At 71.5% G+C, this 19938-nt stretch carries 19 protein-coding genes; 7 read left to right on the top strand and 12 right to left on the bottom strand.

Annotated elements, in window-relative coordinates:
- Nucleotides 1–115 precede the first annotated feature (115 nt).
- Both BM417_RS35660 and BM417_RS35655 read left to right on the top strand, forming a co-directional pair.
- On the top strand, nucleotides 116–1939 hold the full coding sequence (locus tag BM417_RS35660) for a glycoside hydrolase family 15 protein (RefSeq protein WP_093603651.1): 1824 nt from the start codon (nucleotides 116–118) through the stop codon (nucleotides 1937–1939).
- A gap of 35 nt (nucleotides 1940–1974) precedes the next feature.
- On the top strand, nucleotides 1975–2460 hold the full coding sequence (locus tag BM417_RS35655; RefSeq protein WP_093603908.1) for a DUF1269 domain-containing protein: 486 nt from the start codon (nucleotides 1975–1977) through the stop codon (nucleotides 2458–2460).
- A 125-nt stretch (nucleotides 2461–2585) separates the two neighbouring features.
- On the opposite strand, the gene BM417_RS35650 is transcribed toward BM417_RS35655, so the two are convergent.
- Together BM417_RS35650 and BM417_RS35645 are read right to left on the bottom strand one after the other, a co-directional pair.
- Nucleotides 2586–3293 carry a coiled-coil domain-containing protein gene (locus BM417_RS35650; protein WP_143138936.1) on the bottom strand — a complete coding sequence of 236 codons (708 nt, stop codon included), beginning with the start codon at nucleotides 3291–3293 and terminating at the stop codon, nucleotides 2586–2588.
- Nucleotides 3290–4306 carry a hypothetical protein gene (locus BM417_RS35645; protein WP_093603647.1) on the bottom strand — a complete coding sequence of 339 codons (1017 nt, stop codon included), beginning with the start codon at nucleotides 4304–4306 and terminating at the stop codon, nucleotides 3290–3292. Before BM417_RS35645 ends, BM417_RS35650 begins: the two co-directional genes overlap by 4 nt.
- A 181-nt stretch (nucleotides 4307–4487) precedes the next feature.
- Here BM417_RS35645 and BM417_RS35640 point away from each other — a divergent pair, with 181 nt between their 5' ends.
- Both BM417_RS35640 and BM417_RS35635 read left to right on the top strand, forming a co-directional pair.
- Nucleotides 4488–4724, top strand: a complete 237-nt coding sequence (locus BM417_RS35640) for a hypothetical protein (protein WP_143138935.1) — start codon at nucleotides 4488–4490, stop codon at nucleotides 4722–4724.
- Nucleotides 4725–4889: 165 nt separating this feature from the next.
- Nucleotides 4890–7397: a LuxR C-terminal-related transcriptional regulator gene (locus BM417_RS35635; RefSeq protein ID WP_143138934.1), complete on the top strand. Its 2508-nt coding sequence runs from the start codon at nucleotides 4890–4892 to the stop codon at nucleotides 7395–7397.
- 292 nt (nucleotides 7398–7689) lie between these two features.
- Here BM417_RS35635 and BM417_RS48780 read toward each other — a convergent pair whose 3' ends face one another.
- Nucleotides 7690–9696, bottom strand: a complete 2007-nt coding sequence (locus BM417_RS48780) for a serine/threonine-protein kinase (RefSeq protein WP_093603641.1) — start codon at nucleotides 9694–9696, stop codon at nucleotides 7690–7692.
- Nucleotides 9697–9926: 230 nt separating this feature from the next.
- Here BM417_RS48780 and BM417_RS35625 point away from each other — a divergent pair, with 230 nt between their 5' ends.
- Complete coding sequence (locus BM417_RS35625; protein WP_245822421.1) at nucleotides 9927–10682, top strand: hypothetical protein; 756 nt, start codon at nucleotides 9927–9929, stop codon at nucleotides 10680–10682.
- A gap of 3 nt (nucleotides 10683–10685) precedes the next feature.
- Here BM417_RS35625 and BM417_RS35620 read toward each other — a convergent pair whose 3' ends face one another.
- Nucleotides 10686–11120, bottom strand: a complete 435-nt coding sequence (locus BM417_RS35620) for a DUF6069 family protein (RefSeq protein WP_093603639.1) — start codon at nucleotides 11118–11120, stop codon at nucleotides 10686–10688.
- Between the two features lie 110 nt (nucleotides 11121–11230).
- Between BM417_RS35620 and BM417_RS35615 the strand changes: the two genes are divergently transcribed.
- Nucleotides 11231–11791, top strand: coding sequence for a TetR/AcrR family transcriptional regulator (locus BM417_RS35615; protein WP_093603637.1), 561 nt, complete (start codon nucleotides 11231–11233; stop codon nucleotides 11789–11791).
- Here BM417_RS35615 and BM417_RS35610 read toward each other — a convergent pair.
- The 4 genes from BM417_RS35610 to BM417_RS35595 are packed head-to-tail and all read right to left on the bottom strand — an operon-like array spanning nucleotide 11788 to nucleotide 15122.
- The gene (locus BM417_RS35610) at nucleotides 11788–12393 is read right to left on the bottom strand and encodes a response regulator transcription factor (RefSeq protein WP_093603904.1); all 606 of its coding nucleotides are present in this window, start codon (nucleotides 12391–12393) and stop codon (nucleotides 11788–11790) included. The genes BM417_RS35615 and BM417_RS35610 overlap by 4 nt on opposite strands.
- A gap of 14 nt (nucleotides 12394–12407) precedes the next feature.
- Nucleotides 12408–13484 (bottom strand): sensor histidine kinase, encoded by a 1077-nt coding sequence (locus BM417_RS35605; protein WP_245822419.1) that lies wholly within the window; start codon nucleotides 13482–13484, stop codon nucleotides 12408–12410.
- A 10-nt stretch (nucleotides 13485–13494) separates the two neighbouring features.
- Entirely contained in the window at nucleotides 13495–14223 is a 729-nt protein-coding gene (locus BM417_RS35600) for an ABC transporter permease (protein ID WP_093603633.1), read from the bottom strand.
- Entirely contained in the window at nucleotides 14220–15122 is a 903-nt protein-coding gene (locus BM417_RS35595) for an ABC transporter ATP-binding protein (protein ID WP_093603631.1), read from the bottom strand. The genes BM417_RS35600 and BM417_RS35595 overlap by 4 nt, the downstream gene beginning before the upstream one ends.
- A gap of 214 nt (nucleotides 15123–15336) precedes the next feature.
- Between BM417_RS35595 and BM417_RS35590 the strand changes: the two genes are divergently transcribed.
- Complete coding sequence (locus BM417_RS35590; protein WP_093603629.1) at nucleotides 15337–16074, top strand: D-Ala-D-Ala carboxypeptidase family metallohydrolase; 738 nt, start codon at nucleotides 15337–15339, stop codon at nucleotides 16072–16074.
- Nucleotides 16075–16122: 48 nt separating this feature from the next.
- On the opposite strand, the gene BM417_RS35585 is transcribed toward BM417_RS35590, so the two are convergent.
- The 4 genes from BM417_RS35585 to BM417_RS35570 all read right to left on the bottom strand — a co-directional run bounded on the left by BM417_RS35585 (nucleotide 16123) and on the right by BM417_RS35570 (nucleotide 19934).
- Entirely contained in the window at nucleotides 16123–16425 is a 303-nt protein-coding gene (locus BM417_RS35585; RefSeq protein ID WP_143138933.1) for a LuxR C-terminal-related transcriptional regulator, read from the bottom strand.
- Nucleotides 16426–16517: 92 nt separating this feature from the next.
- The gene (locus tag BM417_RS35580; RefSeq protein ID WP_093603625.1) at nucleotides 16518–17732 is read right to left on the bottom strand and encodes an ROK family transcriptional regulator; all 1215 of its coding nucleotides are present in this window, start codon (nucleotides 17730–17732) and stop codon (nucleotides 16518–16520) included.
- A gap of 45 nt (nucleotides 17733–17777) precedes the next feature.
- Nucleotides 17778–18785 carry a sugar phosphate isomerase/epimerase family protein gene (locus BM417_RS35575; protein WP_093603623.1) on the bottom strand — a complete coding sequence of 336 codons (1008 nt, stop codon included), beginning with the start codon at nucleotides 18783–18785 and terminating at the stop codon, nucleotides 17778–17780.
- A gap of 9 nt (nucleotides 18786–18794) precedes the next feature.
- A complete protein-coding gene (locus BM417_RS35570; RefSeq protein ID WP_177320792.1) occupies nucleotides 18795–19934 on the bottom strand; it encodes a Gfo/Idh/MocA family protein in 1140 nt (379 codons plus the stop codon).
- Nucleotides 19935–19938 lie beyond the last annotated feature (4 nt).

Genomic DNA, 19938 nt, shown 5'->3' with positions numbered 1-19938 from the left:
CCACCGTCCCCCGGCGCCGTCGGGTGGATCTTCACCCGCCGCGTGTGAGTGCCTGGGCACGTGTCCGCTCCGGCGGGTGAAGACCTGGGCCGTTCGGCGGACAAGCCTCGTCACCATGACCACACCCCCGTACGCGCCGATCGCCGACCACGGGCTGATCGGCGACCTTCAGACCACCGCGCTGGTGTCCACCGACGGCACGGTGGACTGGTTCTGCTGCCCGCGGTTCGACTCGCCCTCGGTGTTCGCCTCGCTGCTGGACCGCAAGCGCGGCGGGTTCTGCCGGATCCGGCCCGCCGGGTTCACCGGCACGGGAAAGCAGCTGTACTTCCCGGACACGGCGGTACTGATCACCCGTTTCATGACCGAGGACGGCACCGGGGAGGTAATCGACTTCATGCCGCCGCTGCCGGACGAGGGCCCGACCGAACGGCACCGGATCGTGCGCCTCGTGCGATGCGTCCGGGGGCGGATCACGTTCGAGCTCGACGTCGCCCCTCGCTTCGACTACGGCCGCCGGGCGCACCGCACGCATCTCACCGACGACGGCGTGATCTTCGCGTGCGGCCAGTTCGGCCTGGTGCTGCACGCCGTGCGCGAACCGGGAGACGCCCGGCTGGTGTCCGGGCAGATCACCGACACCGGCGACCTGCGCGCGACGATCGGCCTGGAGGAGGGGCAGACCCGCGGCATCGTGCTGGAGTCCGGTGTGGACGGTCCACCGCGTGCCGTCGCCGCGGCCGAGGCGCAGGAGCTGTTCGAGCGGACCGTGCGGTTCTGGCACGAGTGGCTCGCCCGCGGCAACTACCGGGGCCGGTGGCGCGAGGCCGTCGACCGTTCGGCCATCACCCTGAAGCTGCTCACCTACGCGCCGACCGGGGCGATCGTCGCCGCCCCGACGGCCGGCCTGCCGGAACAGCTCGGCGGCGAGCGGAACTGGGACTACCGCTACACCTGGATCAGGGACGCCTCGTTCGCCGTCGGTTCGTTGCTGCGGCTGGGATTCACCGACGAGGCGGCGGCGTTCGGCGGCTGGCTCGGCGAGCGGTTCGTGGAGGGTGAGCCGCTGCGGGTGATGTACGCGGTCGACGGGTCGGCCGACCTCACCGAGCACGTGCTCGACCACTGGGAGGGACATCGGGGGTCGTCGCCGGTGCGGGTCGGCAACGACGCGGCAGGGCAGCTGCAGCTCGACATCTACGGCGAACTGCTGGACAGCGTGCACGCCGCCCACCTGCACGGCGTGCGCATCGGGCATCGCGGCTGGCACGCGGTGGTCGAGTTGCTGGACTGGCTGGCGGAGAACTGGAACCAGCCGGAGGAGGGGATCTGGGAGACGCGGGCCGGACGCGCGGACTTCACCTACGGCCGGGTGATGAGCTGGGTCGCGTTCGACCGGGCGATCCGCATCGCCGAGAGCGAGGGCAAACCCGCGCCGGTGGCGAGGTGGCGTTCGCAGCGCGACCGGATCTACGGCCAGGTGTGGGACCAGGGCTGGGATCACCGCACCGGGGCGTTCGTGCAGCGCTACGGCTCGCAGGTCCTCGACGCGTCGTTGCTGCGGATGGCACAGGTGGGGTTCGTGGCGCCACGGGACCCGGTCTGGCTGGATGCTCTCGCCGCGATGGAGTCACTCGTCAGCGACAGCCTGGTGCGGCGCTACGACACGGACGCGGCACCCGACGGGCTGCGTGGCTCGGAGGGCTCGTTCTCGTTGTGCACCTTCAACTACGTGACCGCGCTGGCGTTGTCCGGGCGGGCCCGCGAGGCACGGCTGGTGTTCGAGAAGATGCTGACCTACGGCAACCACGTCGGCCTCTACGCCGAGGAGATCGCGGTGACCGGGGAGCAGCTGGGCAACTTCCCGCAGGCGTTCACCCACCTGGCCCTCATCGACGCCGCCGTCACCCTCGACGAGCAGCTCACTCGCGACGGGTGAGGACGCGGCGGCGCCCGCCTCGCACAGTGATCGGCATGGCGACTTTGACCGTGTGGAAGTTCGACACGACCGACGGGGCGCACAGCGCGCTGCAGGAGCTGACGAAGCTGCAGGACCAGCAGCTGATCATCGTTCGCGACGCGGCCTACGTGTACTGGGACCCGGACGCGAAAAGGCCGAAGACCAGGGAGCTCGGCAAGCTCACCGGCGCGGGAGCGCTCGGCGGCGGCTTCTGGGGGCTGTTGTTCGGGCTGATCTTCTTCGTGCCCGTGCTGGGCGCGGCCATCGGGGCCGGTGTCGGCGCGCTGGCGGGATCGATGTCCCGCGCGGGCATCGACGACGACTTCGTGAAGGAGATCCGGGAGACCGTCACGCCTGGCACGTCCGCTCTGTTCGTGATGTCCGAGGGCGCCGTCGTGGACCGGGTGGCCGAGAGGTTCAAGCAGACCGGCGCCACCCTGCTGACCACCAACCTCACCAAGGAGCAGGAGGAGCTGCTGCGGGAGACGTTCGCGTCCTGACCACTCGATGATCTCGGCGGTGACGGTCCGGCAACGACTGCCGGGGTGCCGATGCCGGCCTGCCACCGCCTGCCGATGAACCGGCCGGAGCGCGGACGACCGCGCGCTCCGGCCGGTTCCTGCGTTCACCGTGCCGGGCCCGCCACCCGCACCCGCGCGGCCGCCTCGCCCAGCAGCGAGTGCACGACCCGCAGCACGTCCGCGACGTGGTCGCGGTGCTCGCTGATCACCTCGGCCCGGCGGGTCGCCTCCCGCACGACGCTCTCCGCCCGGCGGCGCGCGGTCTCCTCCATCAGCCGCACGTCCTGGCAGGTCTGCTTGCGCCGCAACGCCAGCGCCAGCTCGAAGTCCTCGGTGACCTCCGCCCGATGGCGGGCCGCCGCCTCGTCCAGCGCACGGCGGCCCGCCTCCCCGTCCCGCAGGATCCGCGCCATCCGCACACGGGTCTCCGCCAGCAGCTCCCGATGCTCGGCGTGCGTGCGGCGCGCGGACTCCCACGCGTGGTCCTCCAGCGCGGTGGCCCGGTCGGTGATCTCGGCCGCCTGTGCGAGCGTGCGCTCCACGACGTACCGAAGACGTTCACCGACCGCGTACGGGGACTGCGGCAGGGCACGCAGCCGGTCGAGCCGCTCCCGCAACGCGCGGTTGTCCTCCCGCTCCGACTCCAGGTGCCGGGCCAGTGCCTCCGCCCTGGCCTCCGCCGCGTCGCGGTCCGCGGTGAGGGTCTCGACATCGCGCTCGGCCTCGTGGACGTAGTGCCACACCTGGTCGCGCCGGAAGCCCAGCCACGCGACGTCGAACCCGGTGCGCAGCGGCACCAGCTCCGCGGTCACGGCCGCACCAGCGTCAGCGGCACGCGGCACAGCGCCCCGATGCCGTCCTCGGGAGCCTGCCGGGTACCCGCGTTGATCACGTGCACCCGCGTGCCGCTGAGCAACGCCGCTCGCACGGCCACGTCCGCGAGCAGCCCGCAGCGGCGGCGGGACCCCTCCGGCTGCCCCGGAGCCACGTCCGTCGGCGCGAGGCCGTACCACGCGGTGGCGGTGACGTCCTCCGGCTGACCGACGAACAGCTCGTCCACCCGGCCGTCGGCCAGCGCGCCGAGGGTGTCGTCCACACCCTCGACCCCCAGCCGCCGCGCCCGGCCGCGTTCGTGGAAGTCCGCCAGCACCCCCTCGGTCCAGGTGCGGGCGGCCGCGCGCACCTCGTCCTCGATCCGGGCAGGGCTCAGGTCGGTGCCGACCCAGCGCACCGTCGTCTCCCGCCGGACGGGAGCCGGCAGCGCGCTCCACAGCGTGGCCACCACCTCGTCCTGTCCCGCCACGATCAGCAGCCTGGCCTGCTGCCGGACCAGCATCGCCGCGACCGCCGCCGCCGCGGATCGCACGCCCTCGTGCCAGTCCCGATCCTCGTAGTGCAGCGACATCCACTCCGCGGAGGGCGTACCCAGTTCGGCGGTCTCGCGGGTGGCGGCGGCGACCACGCACGGCGGCCGGTCCTGCACCCAGGCGAGCAGTGGCAGGACGTGCGCGGGCGAGCTGAACCACGCGAGGTCCAGATGGCTCAGTCCGGGCGCCTGGAAGACGCGCGGGGGCACCTCGCCGCCCGCGAACCCCACCAGCGTTCCCGCGGACGGATCATCGTCGTGGGCCCGGTGCAGCGCGGCACCGATCGCACCGACCACGTCGTCACCCGCTCCGTCGCTGCGCAGCTGGTCGGCGAGGCGAACCCAGCGCGACCGCCACGAACGCAACGGACTCGATCCCATGTAGACGGACGCGACCGGCCGTGCGGGCCGGACGACGTCGATCAGATCCCGCAGTGCGGGCAGGCAGGTCTTGGGCACAGCAGCGACTCCTCTTCCCCTTCGTGGACTGGCCACAGAGTCCGGGGCGGCGGTGATCCGCTTCTTCACCCGGCGCGGATGAACCGGCTTACCCGCACGGGTGCGGCGCTCGCCCCGTGCGGGGGAAGTCCGCCCCGTGCGCGGCGAGCAGCGTCGGAGCTCTAAGGAGGTGCGGACTTCCATGAGCCGTCAACCTGATCGTTCCCGCTCCCGTCGCATCGTGCTCGCCGTCGCGCTGTTCGCCTTCATCGTCGCCGCCCCCGGCGACGACGAGTGCGGGGAGACCTCTCCGCTCACGGTCACCGGTGTCCTCGCGGCCGCCGGTCTGCTGCCCAGGATGATCGGGGTGGCGGGACGCGTACTGGTGCTGTTAGCCCAGCCGGGCAAGGCGATCCGGCCCCCCTGCGCGGCGAAGTGATGCGGTTCGATCGCATGATCATTCACGGCAATTCCATCGGGGAGAGTCATCTTCATGTCCGACAGTTCGGAGTGCGAGCGAGCAGCGCACGACACCAGTCCGCCCAGGTTCCGGGTTCCCGTCTCGGCCGTTCCACTCGTGTCAAGAGACCATTTGCTATCCATTGTGGACGGTCACGTCGCGGCGGCACCGGTCACCCTGGTCACCGGGCCCGCGGGGTGCGGCAAGACCACGCTGCTCGCGGAGTGGGCGAGACGCCGCGCCGGCCGGGTCGCATGGCTGACCCTGAACGAACACGACAGCATGCCCGCCCGGCTGCGCGTCGCGATCAGAGACGCGCTCACCGGCGTCTGGCCGGACCAGGGCCATCTCGACGCGATCCCGTGGTCGGAACCGGGTTTCTCCTCGGCGATCGTGGCCGCGTTCGACCACCTGCCCGCGTCCGCGTGCCTGGTGCTGGACAACGTGCACGAACTGCGCGATCCGGAAGCTCTCGCCACCATCGACCTGCTCACCAGGCAGCCACCAGACCGGCTGAGGCTGGTGCTGCTCGGCCGGTTCCCACCACCACTGCACCTCGCCCGGCTGCACCTGGAGGGACGGCTGCGCGAGGTGCTGCCCGACGAGCTCGCGTTCGACCGGGCGGAGACCGAGGCGCTGCTCGCCGCGTACGACGTCCCGCTCTCACCCGAGGAGGTCGTGCCGCTGCTCAACGCCACCGAGGGCTGGGCGGGCGGGCTGACGTTCGCGGCGATGCGGATGAACACGACCGGCACCAGACCGGCCGACCTGCTCATGTTCACCGGGCAGGACGAGATCGTGAACAGCTATCTGACCGAGGAGGTGCTCGCGCCCCACTCACCGAGCACGCACGATCTGCTGGTCTCGACCAGTGTCTGCGACACGGTGAGCACGGGCCTCGCGAGCGCGCTGGCACCGGAGCACGCGAGTCCCGGCGTCGTGCTCGACCAGCTCGAGCGCAGCAACGCGTTCGTGACCAGGCTGAGCAGCACACCCGAGTGGTACCGCTGCCATCCGGTGCTGCGGGCGCATCTTCTCGCCGAGCTCCGCCGCACCAGACCGGCCGACGAGACAGCGCTGCACCGGAACGCGGCACGCTGGCACCACGAGCAGGACCTGCCCCTGACTGCGTTGCGGCACGCGGTCGCGGCCGGCGAGGACCAGCTCACCGCGGAGATCGTCGAGCACTCGATTCTGCGGGAGATGCTCCACGTGGGCGGCGCGAAGGTGCACGCGGTGCTGGGCGCGGTGCCCGGCCACGTGCTGGCCAGACCCGCGGTCGGCGTGGTCGCGGCGCTCGTAGCGCTCGACGCGGGTGACCTCGCCGCCGCAGACCGGGCACTCGGGGGAATCGGCGGCGGTTCACCCGCGTTGCGGCCGGAACGGGTCCGGGTGCTGCACGGCACCGCGTTGCTGCGGCGCGGCCGTTTCGACGCGCACGTCGGCGAGGCGCTCGACATCATGGCGAGGACGGCCGCCGGTCTGAGCGGCGCACCGGACGCGGACGTCGCCGCCCTGCTCGACCGCGGCGTCGCGGCGTTGTCGCGCGGCGAGTACCGCGCCGCGGAGGCCGACCTGATCCGTGCGGCGGCGCTCGCCAGGAAGGAGGGGTTCACCCACGCGGAACTGGACTGCCGGGTGCACCTGGCGGCGTTGGCGAGCGCGATGGGCGACATCGCGGAGGGAGCGCGGCAGGCGCGGGCGGCCGTCGAGTTCGCGGAAAGAGAGGGGTGGCAGTCGACCTTCACCTGCGCGCTCGCCTACTCGCTGATGGGTGTGCACGCCTACTTGCGCATGGAGGACGCGAACGCGACGGACCTGTCCATGCGCGCGACCGCGGCGTTGGGCGACCGGCCAGACCTCGGGGTCGGGATCGCGGTCCGCACCCTCGACGCGGCGGTGTCGTTCGCCACCGCCGGCGACCCGCGCGCCGTCGCCGGCCGCCTGCGCAGGCAGTGGCAGGACGTCGCCGGGCGCGAGGTGACGCCACCGGTGGTCGCGCACATAGCACCGGCGCTGCAACGGATGGCGCTGCGAACCGGGGACGAGCAGTGGGCCGCGGCGATGCCCGGCCAGGTCGAGGCGATGTTCGGCCCGTGCGGAGAACAGGCAGTGCTCCAGGCCGTGCTGCACTCCCACCACTCTCGCGTCAACCAGGCCCGCAAACTGGTGGAGCCCCTGCTGTCAGGCGATCTCCCCGCGGTCGCCGCACCGACCGTCGTCGACGCCTGGCTGCTGGAAGCCGTGCTGGTGGAGCGTTCCGGCGACCAGCGACGCGCCCACGAGGCCGTCACCAGGGCGCTGGCGGTCGCAGAGCCCGTCGGCACGATCCGGCCGTTCGTCCACGCGGGCAAGCCGGTCCGCGAGCTCCTCGCCCGCGGCGCCGGCCGGTTCGGCAGGCTCGACCGGTTCGCCACGACGACGATGACGGCGTTGCCGGCGGCGGCGACGACGTCGACGGGCGTGCTGACGAGCCGCGAACGCGACCTGCTCGTCGAGCTGCCGTCCATGCGCACCACCGAAGAGATCGCCAACTCCCTGTTCGTCTCCGTCAACACCGTGAAGACGCATCTGCGCGGCATCTACCGCAAGCTGGGCGTCAACCAGCGGCGTGACGCCGTGCTCGTGGCCAGGCGACTCGGCCTGATCTGACCGCGATTGGCCCCTGGGCCCCGGACCCGGCCCTTGCCACACTTGATCCGCACGGGCACGCCACAGCGCGGCCCGCATCCCGAGCCGGCGACACGATCGCCCAGGGCTCGGTCATCGAACCCCCCAGCGGGCACCCCCGACGGTGCTCAGTTCGGCCTGCGCACGGCCGGGTGGGGTGTCCGGGTCGTGAGTGGTTTCCGTTCCCGTGGGTGCACTTCGGGGTCACAGGAGCCACTCACGGCCAGTCCACTGTGGACAGTTGCCGCGGCGGCGATCGGCATCGGTCGGCGGCCTAGAACGCCGACAGGATCTGGTGGTTCCACCACAGGTCGAGCTTGTCGAGGGTGTCGACGTCGCCCGGCTTCTTCAGCGTGCCGATGGTGAGGTTCTTGGTGTCGACCCACCAGACCTGGGCGTTGCCGTCGGCGAGGAAGCAGGTGGTGAACTCGCCCTCCAGCGGCCCGGAGGTGTCCCGGTAGAAGAGCGCGTAGTGGATGGGGTCGGACTTGGGCCGGCACCCGCCGCGCTCGTCCATCCGCGGGATGCCCCGGCTGCTCACCAGCGCCAGGAAGAACGCGTCCTGCTTGGCGCGGTCGGCGAACAACCGGAACTCGGCCGCCGCGGGCGGCGGCGCGTAGGGGTCGTCGGACTTCACGTCGCCGCAGCGGACGGTGGCGACCGTGCCGTCGTCCGGCGCGGTGGGCGCGCACGTGGTGCTGACGGTCCGGTAGACCGCCGGCAGGGCGTCCAGCAGCGCGTTGTCCTGGGGCGTTCGGGTCTTGGTCGGTGGCGTCGTCGTGGTGGGCGTCGAGGTGCCGGCCGTGCTGGACGGAGTGCTGGTGGGGGTGCTGCTCGGGCTGCTGCTGGACGTCGTGCCCGTGCCGAGGATCTTGTCCTTGTTCGCGACGATCAGGGACGTCACGACGATCCCGACCACCACGGCGAGCACGCCGACCGCGAGGGCGGCGCGTCTGGCCGGTGACACGACGCCGGTGTGGGCACGCGTTGGTGGGTACGGCTGTGCGGCGACGGGTTGGGGGCCGGTCGCCGGGTGTTGGAAGGCGGGTGGGGTCGGTGGTCCGGACTGGGGTCCCGACTGGGGGAACTGCGGGCCCGTCGCGACGGGCAGTGGCAGGCCGCGTGGAGGGCTCGCCAGCGGGGGCCAACCGGCCGCAGGTGTGACGTGCCCGCCCGGCGGGGTCGCGGGTGCGGACTGGCCGCCCGGTGGGATCGCGGGAGCGGCGAGGTCAGGCTGCCCCGAGGGCGGCGTGGATAGTCCGGGTCGCCCTGCGAGCGGTGCAGCGGGAACGGCTGGTCCGAGTTGTCCCGCTGGCGGCGTCGCGGGAGCGGGCAGCCCCGCGAGCGGCGCAGCGGAAGCGGCTGGCCCGGGCTGTCCCGCGGGCGGCGTCGCGGGAGCGGGCAGCCCCGCGAGCGGTGCAGCGAGAGCGGCTGGTCCGGGTTGTCCCGCAGGCGGCGGCGTGCCCGTCGTCAGGGCCTGAGCCGCCGCCTGGGCCAACGCACCCGCCGTGGCATACCGGTCGGCCGGGTCCTTGGCCATGCCCTTCGCGATGACGTCGTCCAGCGCCGCCGGGACCGCCGGGTTCAGCGGGGACGCCTTGGGCGGCGCCTCGTTGAGGTGCGCCCAGATCTGGGCTGCGGTGCCGTCGGCGGTGAACGGGCGCCGGCCCGCCAGGCAGGCGAACAGGACGCAGGCCAGGGCGTACACGTCGGCGCGGCCGTCGACCGGGCCGCTCTCGAAGCGTTCCGGGGCCATGTAGTCGAGGGTGCCGACCACCGAGCCGGAGGCCGTGAGGCCCGTGGCGGACGGCGAGACGCTGCGGGCGATGCCGAAGTCCACCAGGTACACGAAGTCGCCGGAGGTCACGAGGATGTTCGACGGCTTCACGTCGCGGTGGACGAGTCCGTCGGCGTGTGCGGCGTCCAGAGCGCTCGCCACCTGGTCGACGATGCGCACGGCGCGGGCCGGTTCGAGGGTCTGGTCGCGGATCATGTCCGAGAGGTCGGAGCCCTCGACCAGCCGCATGTCCAGGTAGAGGCGGTCGCCGATCTCGCCGTAGGCGTGGATGGGGATGACGTGCGGTTCGCGCAGCCGTGCGACGATCCGCGCTTCGCGGCGGAAGCGGGCGCGGTAGTCCTCGTCGTCGTGGTAGCCGGGCGTAAGCCTTTTGAGCGCCACGAACCGGTCGTGCGCCGTGTCGTAGGCGCGGTGCACTTCGCCCATCCCGCCGCGACCGAGCAGTTGCTCGATCCGGTACGGCCCGAACGTCTCTTCCGTCATCGTCCTCGTGTCCCGAGCGCCTTGTCCGTTCGAGTCGACGCGCGCCGACCGCCGCAGGTTCCGCACGCAGCAGCAAGCCTACAAACGCGTGGGCCGGTTGGTTCGCTTAGGACGCGGTCATCCGTTCGGACGTTGTGCGTGACGGCTGGGTGGGTGAGGGTTCGGCGGTGGCGATCAAGAAGCGACGAGCCGGCGGCGGGGTCTCTGCTCGGGTCCGGCGGGGGTGGGAGGTGGTCACCACCTCACTGGCGCTGCTGACCGGGGTCTACCTGATCCTGATCACCATCGAACCGACCCGGATCGTGCTGGAGCGCTACGTCGGCAAGCTCGACCTGCAGGGACTCGTCGCGCTGGTCGCGGTGATGCTGGAGATCGCCACCATCGCGATCTACCAGCACGGCAAGGAGGTCCGGGCGCTGCGGGCCCTCCTGACCGAACGGGAACGGCAGGACGTCACGCACTCCATCACCGACGTGCTGTCGGCCACGGCGCGGACCGGGACCGGGCGGCGAGCGCGGCGGGTCGAGGTGCTGGGGCTGACGTTGAACACCACGTGGCCCGCGCTGGCGACGTGGCTCACCTCGAACGCACAGCCGCACGGCTGGCAGATCACCCTGCACTGCCTCGACCCGGACTTCGTCGCGCGCTCCGGCGAACTGCCCGCCGAGTGGGCCGGTGAGGCGCGGCGCAGCCAGCAGCGCATCCGGTCGTTCCTCGCCGAGGAGTCCGACTACCTGGCCCGGCACCGGATCAGCGTGGAGATCCGGGCCTATGCGTGCGTGCCCGTCGTGCACGGCTTCCGGTTCGGCGACGGCACGGTGTTCCTGTCCTACCTTCAGTGGACGGAGAACGGGCGCATCCGGCCGTTCGAGTTCTACGACCGGATCGGCGCCGACGACCACTCGCCCCGCGCGGGGCACTACCGGGACCTGTTCGACAGCTGGCTGCACCGGGCCGAGACCAAGCGGGTCACCGCGGCCGGCTGATGCTCACCTGGCACCGAGCGGCATGACCCGCGACAGCACGGGCACCGTGGCCGCGGCGACGACCGTGTGCATCAGGATCAGCGCGAGCGAGTTCACCACCGAGGCGCCGCCCGCGAGAATGCCCAGGTCCGGAATCCACGACAGCACCACGACCACGGGAACCAGGACGCGCAGCACGCGCTGCGGAGTGCGGGCGAAGCGGCGCACGAGGTACCAGCCGAGCGTGCCCAGCGCGATGCCGAGCACCGTGGCGGGCGCGTACTCCGCGAACGCGAGGCCCATGCGTTCCACGCCGGCGGGGACGAACTTGCCCGCGACCAGGGCGATCAGCGAGTTGACCACGACCGAGATCACCGCGGCACCGAGAAGGCCGACGACGACCTCTCCGACGCTGGGCGCGAGCACTGAGGAGCGAGCGGGGAGGCTGGTGTCGGCCATGTGCCCTGTCCTTCGGTAGGCTGATTTGCAAGCGGTCACTTGCAAACAAGGTAGCCATCCGGTCACGCTGATGCAAGTGTCCACTTGCATCAGCGGATCGAGGAGGGTGTGTGGCTAGCAGGGTCACCGACGAGACGGTGTTCGCCGCGGCCTTGGCGGTGATCGCCGAACAGGGCTACGAACGGGCGACCACCCGCGCGATCGCCGACGCCGCCGGGATCAACGAGGCGACGCTGTTCCGCCGGTTCACCTCCAAGCAGAACCTGCTGCGCCAGGCCGTCCGCGGCAACTTCGCGGGGTTCGCGCTCGACCTCGACGCACCGGGCGACGACGTGGCCGCCGATCTGCTCACGATCGTGAGCTACTACTCGAGGCTCTACGAGACCCGCGGCGGCGTGGTGCTCACCCTGATGAGAGAAGCGAAGTTCAGCCCGGAGGTGGCATCGGTGCTCGCCGAACCGGAGACGCTGCTGGAACGGGTGGACGCGGTCATCCTGCACCACCAACGACGCGGCGCTCTCGTCGTCGAACCGCCGCGGCACACGTTCTTCGCACTGGTCGGACCGGTGATGATGCGGGCCATCGCCCGGCGGGTCGACCAGCGGGCCACCCAGGCGCCCGCCGACCCCGAGGCCGTCGTGCGCCGGTTCCTGCACGGGCACGGGCTCTAAAGCCAGCCGCTGTCCTCCGCGACCTTGACCGCCTCCGCCCGCGTGCGGGCCCCGGTCTTGCCGATCGCCGCGCTCAGGTGGTTGCGCACGGTGCCTTCGGACAGGTGCAGCGCCTTCGCCAGATCCGCCACCGTGCCGCCGTCCCTGGCGACGGCGAGCACGTCCCGTTCCCGGTCGGTCAACGGGCTGTGGCCCGTTGCCAGCGACTCGGCCGCCAGAACGGGGTCCACCACACGCAGTCCCGCGTGCACCCGGCGGACCGCGTCGACCAGTTGCTCCGGGGAGGCGTCCTTGACCACGAACCCCGCCGCGCCCGCCGCCATCGCCCGCGCCAGGTAACCGGGCCGCCCGAACGTCGTGCAGACGATCACCCGGCAGCTCGGCACGGCCTGGCGGAGGTCCAGCGCGGCACTCAGGCCGTCCTTGCCCGGCATCTGCACGTCGAGCAACGCGACGTCGGGCGTGGTGCGCCGGGCGGCAGCCACGACCTCGTCACCGGCGCTGACCTGGGCGACGACCTCGATGTCGGGCTCCAGGCCCAGCATCGCGGCGAACGCGCCCCGCACCAGTGCCTGGTCGTCGGCCAGCAGCACCTTGATCACACCGTTCTCCTCTGTCACGCGACCTCGGCACGCAGCCGGTAGCCACCGTCGTCCAACGGTCCCGCGAGGACGGTGCCGCCGTGCGGCGCGAGCCGTTCCTCCAGGCCCTTCAACCCGTTCCCCGGGGTCCCCACCCCGGTGCCCCGTCCGTTGTCCCACACCTCGAGCCAGGTGTCGCCCAGACGCACCGAGCACCGAGTCGCGGCGGCGTGGCGCAGCACGTTGGTGATCGCCTCGCGCAACACGTACCCGAACACCCCCTGAAGTTCGGGTCGCACGTTGTCCACCGCGTGCGGCAGGTCCGCCTCCACCCCGGCCGTGCGCAACGCCGCCCGCGCCCCGGCCACCTCGGCCGACAGCGACACCTCGCGGTAGCCCGACACGGTGGTGCGGACGTCGCCGAGCGCCTGCCGGCTCAGGTGCTCGACCTCGCGGATCTCCTCCAGCGCCCGGTCGGGCGAGGAGCTCTCCAGCAGCCGCCGCGCCACCCCTGCCTTCAGCGCGATCGTGGTCAGGCTGTGCCCCAGGATGTCGTGCAGGTCGCGGGCCAGGCGGCTGCGTTCCTCGGTGCGCGCCATCGCGGCGATCTCCTCCTGTGCCGCGGACAACGCCATGTTCGCCCTGATCATCCTGCCGACCGCGAGCATCCCCAGCGAGATCGAGAGCAGGGTGGCGAGCTGGCCGCCGTCGATGGCCAGGTCCTGTTCGAGGAACATCGTGCCGGCCAGCGCGAGCAGCACCGTGCCGTCGATCAGGATCGCCCGCCACGGCTTCAGCACCACCGCGACCGACGACATGATGTAGACCATCAGCCCTGCGTACGACATCCCCAGCCAGTACACGACCACCAGGCCGAGCGCCGCGAGCCCCACAGCCAGCAGCGTGTTGAGGTTCTCGCTGCCGCTGCTCCAGAACCACCGCGGCACCACCATCCAGCCCACCGCGTAGGCCACCAGCAACAGCACCAGAACGACCCGTGCCACCACACCCCGATCGCTGACGACGACCTCGTAGATCACGGACGGGATGTAGAGCAGCACGAAGACGAGGGCGAACCAGAACCACTTGGTGTTGTCCTTGCCGCGGCGCACGACCATGAACCTAGTTCTGCGCGCGGTAGCGGCGCACGGCGATCACGGACAGACCGGCCACCCACAGCGCGATCACCAGCAACGCCTGCTTGACGTCCACTCCGGACACGAACGGCGCCTGCGTCAGCTGCTTCACCCAGAACGTCGGCAGCGCCTTCATGATCCCCGCCAGCCAGGCCGGCGCCACGTCGGCGGGGATCCAGATCCCGCCCAGCAGACCGAACAGCATCGACGCCAGACCGGTGACGGCCTGCATGCCGTCCGGGGTCGCGATCAGCCCGATCACGATGCCCAGCAACACGAACGGGATCGCGCCCAGCCACAGCGTCGCCAGCACGCCGAACCAGTGCGGCGCGTCCATCCGCACGCCCTCGACCGCGCCGATCACGCACACCAGCAGGATCCCCGGCAGCCCGACCAGCATGCCGAGCGCGCCCTTGGTGGTCAGGTAGCCCGCCCCGGTCAACGGCGTCAGCCGCAGCTGCCGCTGCCAGCCCAGCCCGCGCTCCACGGCGATCCGCGCGCCGATCGACAACGGCCCGGCCATCACCCCGAACAACGCCATGTTCATCATCAGCGACGTGGTGACCGGCAGCCCGTTCGGGAACGTGCCCTCACCGTCGCCGTAGAGGTTCACGAACAGCACGAACATCACCGAGGGCAGCACCACGGTGAAGATCAGGTACCGGCCGTTGCGCACCGCGCGCCGCAGTTCCAGGCCCAGAAAACGCGTGTTCATCGGTTGTCCTCCCCCGTGAGCGCGAGGAACGCGTCCTCGAGGCCCAGCGCGGTGATCTCGATGTCGTGGGCGTGCGGATAGCGGGTCAGCAGGGCGCGCACGGCAGCGTCGGAATCCGAGCAGGTCAACATGATCTGGTCGCCGCGCCGTTCGACCGCACGCACACCGGGCAGGTCGAGGTCCGCCGCTCCCGGCACGACCGCGCGCAACGTGCGGCCGGACACCGTGGCACGCACCTGCGCCACCGACCCGTCCGCCACGATCCGGCCCGAGCGCATCAGCACCACGCGGTCCGCGTACTCCTCGGCCTCGTCGAGGTAGTGCGTCGCGAACAGCACCGTGCGGCCCGTGTCGGTGTACGCGCGCATCTGCTGCCAGAACGCCCGCCGCGTCTCCACGTCCATCGCGACCGTCGGCTCGTCGAGCACCAGCAGGTCCGGCTCGCACACCAGCGCCAGCGCGAACCGCACCCGCTGCTTCTGCCCGCCGGACAGCTTCGTGCACCTGCGCCCGGCCAGGTCGGCGATCCCGGCCTGCCGCAACGCCTGCGCGACCGGCATCGGCTTGAGGTGCAGCGCCGCGATCAGGCCCACGACCTCGGCCACCGTCGCGTCGTCCAGCAGAGCGCCGCTCTGCAGCATCGCCGAGATCTGCCCCGCCACGACCGCGTCCCGCGGCGACTTGCCGAAGACCCTGATCTCCCCCGCGTCCGGAACGGACAGTCCGAGCAGCATGTCCACCGTCGTGGACTTGCCCGCGCCGTTCGGCCCGAGCAACGCCACCACCTCGCCGGGCGAGATCACCAGGTCGACCCCGTCGACCGCGCGGACCTCACCGAACCGCTTTCGCAGGCCGCTCAGCGCCACCGCGGCGCCTGCCCGCACAGCTGTCTCCGTCATGCCCTGATGCTCGGCGCCGGAGCGGGACGGTGCGGGGCTCAGGCGTCACGACCTGGCCATGACAGATGTCATGATCGTGAGCGCTTCTTCTGTCGCGACGGCTGTTCGGGTGGTTTCTCCTCGCCACACTCGAAGTTCATTTGGTTGCTCATTGACAGACCCGGCGCGGACTCGACACGCTGCACCTCCCTGTGATCGAAAGGTGCCGCTTGTCATGAAACTCCGCTTTGCCTTACCGGTCCTCGCCCTGCTCTCCGCCGTGGTCGTCACCCCTGCCGCGACGGCGCAGGCGGACCCCGTGCAGGCCGCCGACGCCTGTTACACCTGGGGACGCACCCTCTCGCAAGGAGCGTCGGGCGAGGACGTCCGGCAGTTGCAGATCCGCGTGGCCGGCTATCCCGGCTACGGCGCCGTGCTCGCCATCGACGGGCAGTTCGGGGCCGGCACGAAGGCGGCCGTGACCCGGTTCCAGCAGGCCTACGGCCTCGGCGCCGACGGCATCGCCGGGTCCGCGACGTTCTCGAAGATCTACGCGTTGCAGGACAACGACTGCACGCCGGTCAACTTCACCTACGACGAGCTCAACAACTGCAACTCCGACTGGTCGGGCGGCAACGTCTCGGCGGCGACCGCACGCGCCAACGCCCTGGTGTCCATGTGGAAGCTCCAGGCCATGCGGCACGCCATGGGAGACCGGCCGATCGACGTCAACGGCGGCTTCCGCAGCGTCTCGTGCAACAACGCCGTCGGCGGAGCCGCCGGAAGCCGGCACCTGTACGGCGACGCCGTCGACCTCGGCGCCGGGCCGCAGGGCTTCTGCGCACTGGCGCAGCAGGCCCGCAACCACGGCTTCAACGAGATCCTCGGCCCGGGCTACACCGGACACAACGACCACGTGCACGTCGCCCACAAGTCGAGCCGCTTCTGGTCCGCACCGAACTGCGGCATTTAGAGCTGGTGGCGTGAATCAGAGCGACGGCTTCCGCGCGGGAGCCGTCGCTCACTCGCCCGAGGCCTGCGCCGGTAGAGGCACCGCGAGCCACTCCAGTTCGGCGGCGAGCACGCCCAGCTGGAACCGCGACTGCACGCCGAGCAACGACTGAAGACGCGCGATGCGCCGGTTCAGGGTGCGCAGGCTGACGTCCAGCTCACGGGCGATCGCCCGGTCGGTCGCGCCGGTGCGCATGAGCCGCAACAGGTGCTGGGTCGCCGTCGTGGGTTCCTTGCCCACGGACCCCACGAGCGCGCGCGTCCGCCCTACGGGGTGTGCGACCACCCCCGGTGTTACGTGGGTCACCGTCATACGGCGACGGTAGGCCGGACTATTGGCGGCTGTCAATCAAAAGTCGGCTGTTCGCTGTCAGATCGCACCTATCTTCAGGATGAGCGCCGCCATTACTCCGCCAGTTGCACCTCACCGGTGGAGGCACCGGCGGACACCTCGTCCAGCCGCGCGTCCAGCACCTCCGGCGACAACACGTGCCGCACCACCATCGCCGCCGCGCCCAGCGCCCCGGCGGTGACACCGGCGCCCGACGCGACGATCCGCAGGTTCTCGGTCGCCAGCGGCAGCGAACGCCGGTAGATCGACTCGCGCACACCCGCCAGCAGCATCTCCCCCGCCTCCGCCAGCAGGCCGCCGATGACCACGAGCGACGGGTTGAACATGCTCACGCACCCGGCGAGCACCTCACCGATGTCCCGGCCCGCCTGCCGCACGACCCGACCGGCCTCGAGGTTGCCGGAGCGGACCAGGTTCACCACGTCGGCCGTCGAGTGCGCCGGATGTCCGAGGTCCCGCAGCCTCGCCGCGAGCGCGGGACCGGCGGCGACGGCTTCCAGGCAGTCGGTGTTGCCGCACCGGCACAGCGCCTCGCCACCCTGGGGCACGCGGATGTGGCCGAGGTCGCCGGCCGCGCCCGCCGCGCCGCGGTGCAGCACGCCGTTGCTGATCAGACCGGCGCCGATGCCGGTCGCCGCCTTCACCACGATCATGTGCCGCACGTCCGGATGCGAGGCGGTGTGCTCGCCCAGCGCCATCAGGTTGACCTCGTTGTCGACCAGCACCGGCACACCGAACTCCGCCGTGATCGCCGCCGGCACGTCGAACCCGTCCCAGCCCGGCATGATCGGCGGGTTGTTCGGTTTGCCGGTGGAGTGCTCGACCGGCCCCGGCAGGCCTATGCCCACGCCGGCGATCTCCGCGTCGGGAACGGTCTTCAGCAGCGAACGCCAGGTCGTGGCGAGGAGCGGCAGGATCTTCTCCGGGCCGTCCGCCACGTCGAGGTCCACCTGTTCGACGGCGAGCAACCGGCACGCCAGGTCGGAGACGGCGACGGTGGCGTGGGTGGCGCCCACCTCGGCCGCCAGCACGTGGTGAGCGCCGGGGTTGAACCCGAACCGGCCCGCCGGGCGTCCGCCGGTGGACTCCCCCGTGCCGCTGTCGCTCACCAGGCCGGCGGCCACGAGCAGGTCCAGCCTGGCGCGCACGGTGGACCGGGCGAGGCCGGTCGCGGCCACGATCTCCGCTCGGGTGCGCGGGCTGCCGTCCATCAGCATGCGCAGCACAGCGGCCGGCGAACCCGCCTCTACACCCAAGGTGCTCTCCATCGAACAATTGTCACATCGGAACCGGAAGGCAGTGCGCGGGCCGGGTCAGCCGCCCGAGCTGAACGCGGCGTCGAACGAGGCCGACGGCGGGTCGAAAGCGTTGCGGCGGATGAACTCCAGCGCCTCAGGCGCACCGACGAGCCGGTCCATCCCCGCGTCCTCCCACTCGACGCTGATCGGGCCGGAGTAGCCGATCGTGTTGAGCATCCGGAACGACTGCTCCCACGGCACGTCACCGCGTCCGGTGGAGACGAAGTCCCAGCCACGTCGCGGGTCCGCCCACGGCAGGTGCGAGCCCATCCGCCCGTTGCGGCCGTTGCCGACCTGACGCCGGGCGTCCTTGCAGTCGACGTGGTAGATCCGGTCGCGGAAGTCCCACAGGAACCCGACCGGGTCGAGGTCCTGCCAGACGAAGTGCGACGGGTCCCAGTTGAGGCCGAACGCGGGCCGGTGCCCGATCGCCTCCAGCGCGCGGACGGTGGTCCAGTAGTCGTAGGCGATCTCGGACGGGTGGACCTCGTGCGCGAACCGGACGCCGACCTCGTCGAACACGTCCAGGATCGGGTTCCAGCGGTCGGCGAAGTCCTGGTAACCGGCGTCGATCATCGACTGGGGCGCCGGCGGGAACATCGCGACGGTCTTCCAGATCGACGAGCCGGTGAAGCCCACGACGGTGTCGACGCCGAGCCTCGCGGCGGCCCGCGCGGTCATCTTCATCTCCTCCGCCGCGCGCTGCCGCACCCCCTCGGGATCGCCGTCACCCCAGTTGCGGGCGGAAAGGATGCCCTGGTGCCGCTCGTCGATGGGGTCGTCGCAGACGGCCTGACCGGTGAGGTGGTTGGAGATCGCCCACACCTTCAGGTCGTGCTTGGCGAGGATCGCGAGCCGGTCCGCGACGTAGTCGTCGTCCTCCGCGGCCCGCCACGGGTCGAGGTGGTCGCCCCAGCAGGCGATCTCCAGGCCGTCGTAGCCCCAGCCCGAGGCCAGTCCGCAGACCTCCTCGAACGGCAGGTCGGCCCACTGCCCGGTGAACAACGTGATCGGACGTGCCATGTCTCCTCCTCAGACCTGCTGCCACGAACCGGACGCCGAACTGGCCTCGACCCCGGCCAGGACGCGCTGCACCTGGAGACCGTCCGCGAACGACGGCGCGGGGTCCGTGCCCTCGGCCACGGCCCGCACGAAGTCGACGGCCTGGTGGGTGAACGCGTGCTCGTAGCCCAGGCCGTGCCCGGCCGGCCACCAGGCGGCCACGTACGGATGTTCCGGCTCGGTGACCATGATCCGGCGGAACCCCGCGACGGCGGCGTCCTCGGTGCCGTCGAAGAACTGCAACACGTTCATGTCCTCGAAGTCGAAGGCCAGACTGCCCGCCGAACCGTTGATCTCGATGCGCAGCGCGTTCTTGCGGCCGTTGGCGAACCTCGTGGCCTCGAACGAGCCGAGTGCGCCGCCGGCGAAGCGCGCCAGGAACAGCGCGGCGTCGTCGACGGTGACAGGCCCGGTCTGTCCGGTCGCGGCGGTACCGGACAGACCGGAGTGGGTGGAGGCGAGCGGACGCTCCGGCACGAACGTCACCAGCGTCCCCATCACCTCGCTGATCTTCTCGCCGAGGATGAACTGGGTGGCGTCGACGATGTGCGCGCCGATGTCGCCCAGCGCGCCCGAACCGGCCTTCTCCTTGTCCAGCCGCCAGGACAGCGGCGCGGCGGGATCGACGATCCAGTCCTGGAGGTACTGGGCGCGGACGTGGTGGATCCGTCCGAGCCTGCCCTGGGCGACCAGGTCGCGGGCCAGCCCCAGGGCGGGCACTCGCCGGTAGCTGAACCCGACCATCGCGCGCACACCGCGCTGGGCGGCGCGTTCGGCGGCCTCCGCCATGGCGACCGCTTCGGCGACGGTGTTGGCCATCGGCTTCTCGCACAGCACGTGCTTGCCCGCCTCCAGGGCGGCGACCGCGATCTCGGCGTGCGTGTCACCCGGCGTGCAGATGTCCACCACGTGCACGTCGTCGCGCTCCAGCACGGACTTCCAGTCGGTCACGGCCTCCGCCCAGCCCAGGCGTTCGGCGGCCGCCTGGGCGCGGTCGGCGTCCCGGCCGCACAGCACGGACATCACCGGCCGCACCGGCAGGTCGAAGAAGTGCGGCGCGACCCGCCACGCCTGGGAGTGGGCCGCTCCCATGAAGGCGTGGCCGATCATCGCG

The sequence above is a fragment of the Lentzea waywayandensis genome (assembly GCF_900115955.1).
Lineage (GTDB): Bacteria > Actinomycetota > Actinomycetes > Mycobacteriales > Pseudonocardiaceae > Lentzea > Lentzea waywayandensis.
This window is presented reverse-complemented; position numbering and strand designations above follow the sequence as displayed.

Excerpts from the sequence above, each read along its gene's own strand:
- BM417_RS35660 (WP_093603651.1), top strand. The coding sequence starts at position 116 with ATGACCACACCCCCGTACGCGCCGATCGCCGACCACGGGCTGATCGGC.
- BM417_RS35655 (WP_093603908.1), top strand. The coding sequence starts at position 1,975 with ATGGCGACTTTGACCGTGTGGAAGTTCGACACGACCGACGGGGCGCAC.
- BM417_RS35640 (WP_143138935.1), top strand. The coding sequence starts at position 4,488 with ATGAGCCGTCAACCTGATCGTTCCCGCTCCCGTCGCATCGTGCTCGCC.
- BM417_RS48780 (WP_093603641.1), bottom strand. The coding sequence starts at position 9,696 with ATGACGGAAGAGACGTTCGGGCCGTACCGGATCGAGCAACTGCTCGGT.
- BM417_RS35620 (WP_093603639.1), bottom strand. The coding sequence starts at position 11,120 with ATGGCCGACACCAGCCTCCCCGCTCGCTCCTCAGTGCTCGCGCCCAGC.
- BM417_RS35600 (WP_093603633.1), bottom strand. The coding sequence starts at position 14,223 with ATGAACACGCGTTTTCTGGGCCTGGAACTGCGGCGCGCGGTGCGCAAC.
- BM417_RS35595 (WP_093603631.1), bottom strand. The coding sequence starts at position 15,122 with ATGACGGAGACAGCTGTGCGGGCAGGCGCCGCGGTGGCGCTGAGCGGC.
- BM417_RS35590 (WP_093603629.1), top strand. The coding sequence starts at position 15,337 with ATGAAACTCCGCTTTGCCTTACCGGTCCTCGCCCTGCTCTCCGCCGTG.
- BM417_RS35585 (WP_143138933.1), bottom strand. The coding sequence starts at position 16,425 with ATGACGGTGACCCACGTAACACCGGGGGTGGTCGCACACCCCGTAGGG.
- BM417_RS35580 (WP_093603625.1), bottom strand. The coding sequence starts at position 17,732 with ATGGAGAGCACCTTGGGTGTAGAGGCGGGTTCGCCGGCCGCTGTGCTG.
- BM417_RS35575 (WP_093603623.1), bottom strand. The coding sequence starts at position 18,785 with ATGGCACGTCCGATCACGTTGTTCACCGGGCAGTGGGCCGACCTGCCG.
- BM417_RS35570 (WP_177320792.1), bottom strand. The coding sequence starts at position 19,934 with ATGATCGGCCACGCCTTCATGGGAGCGGCCCACTCCCAGGCGTGGCGG.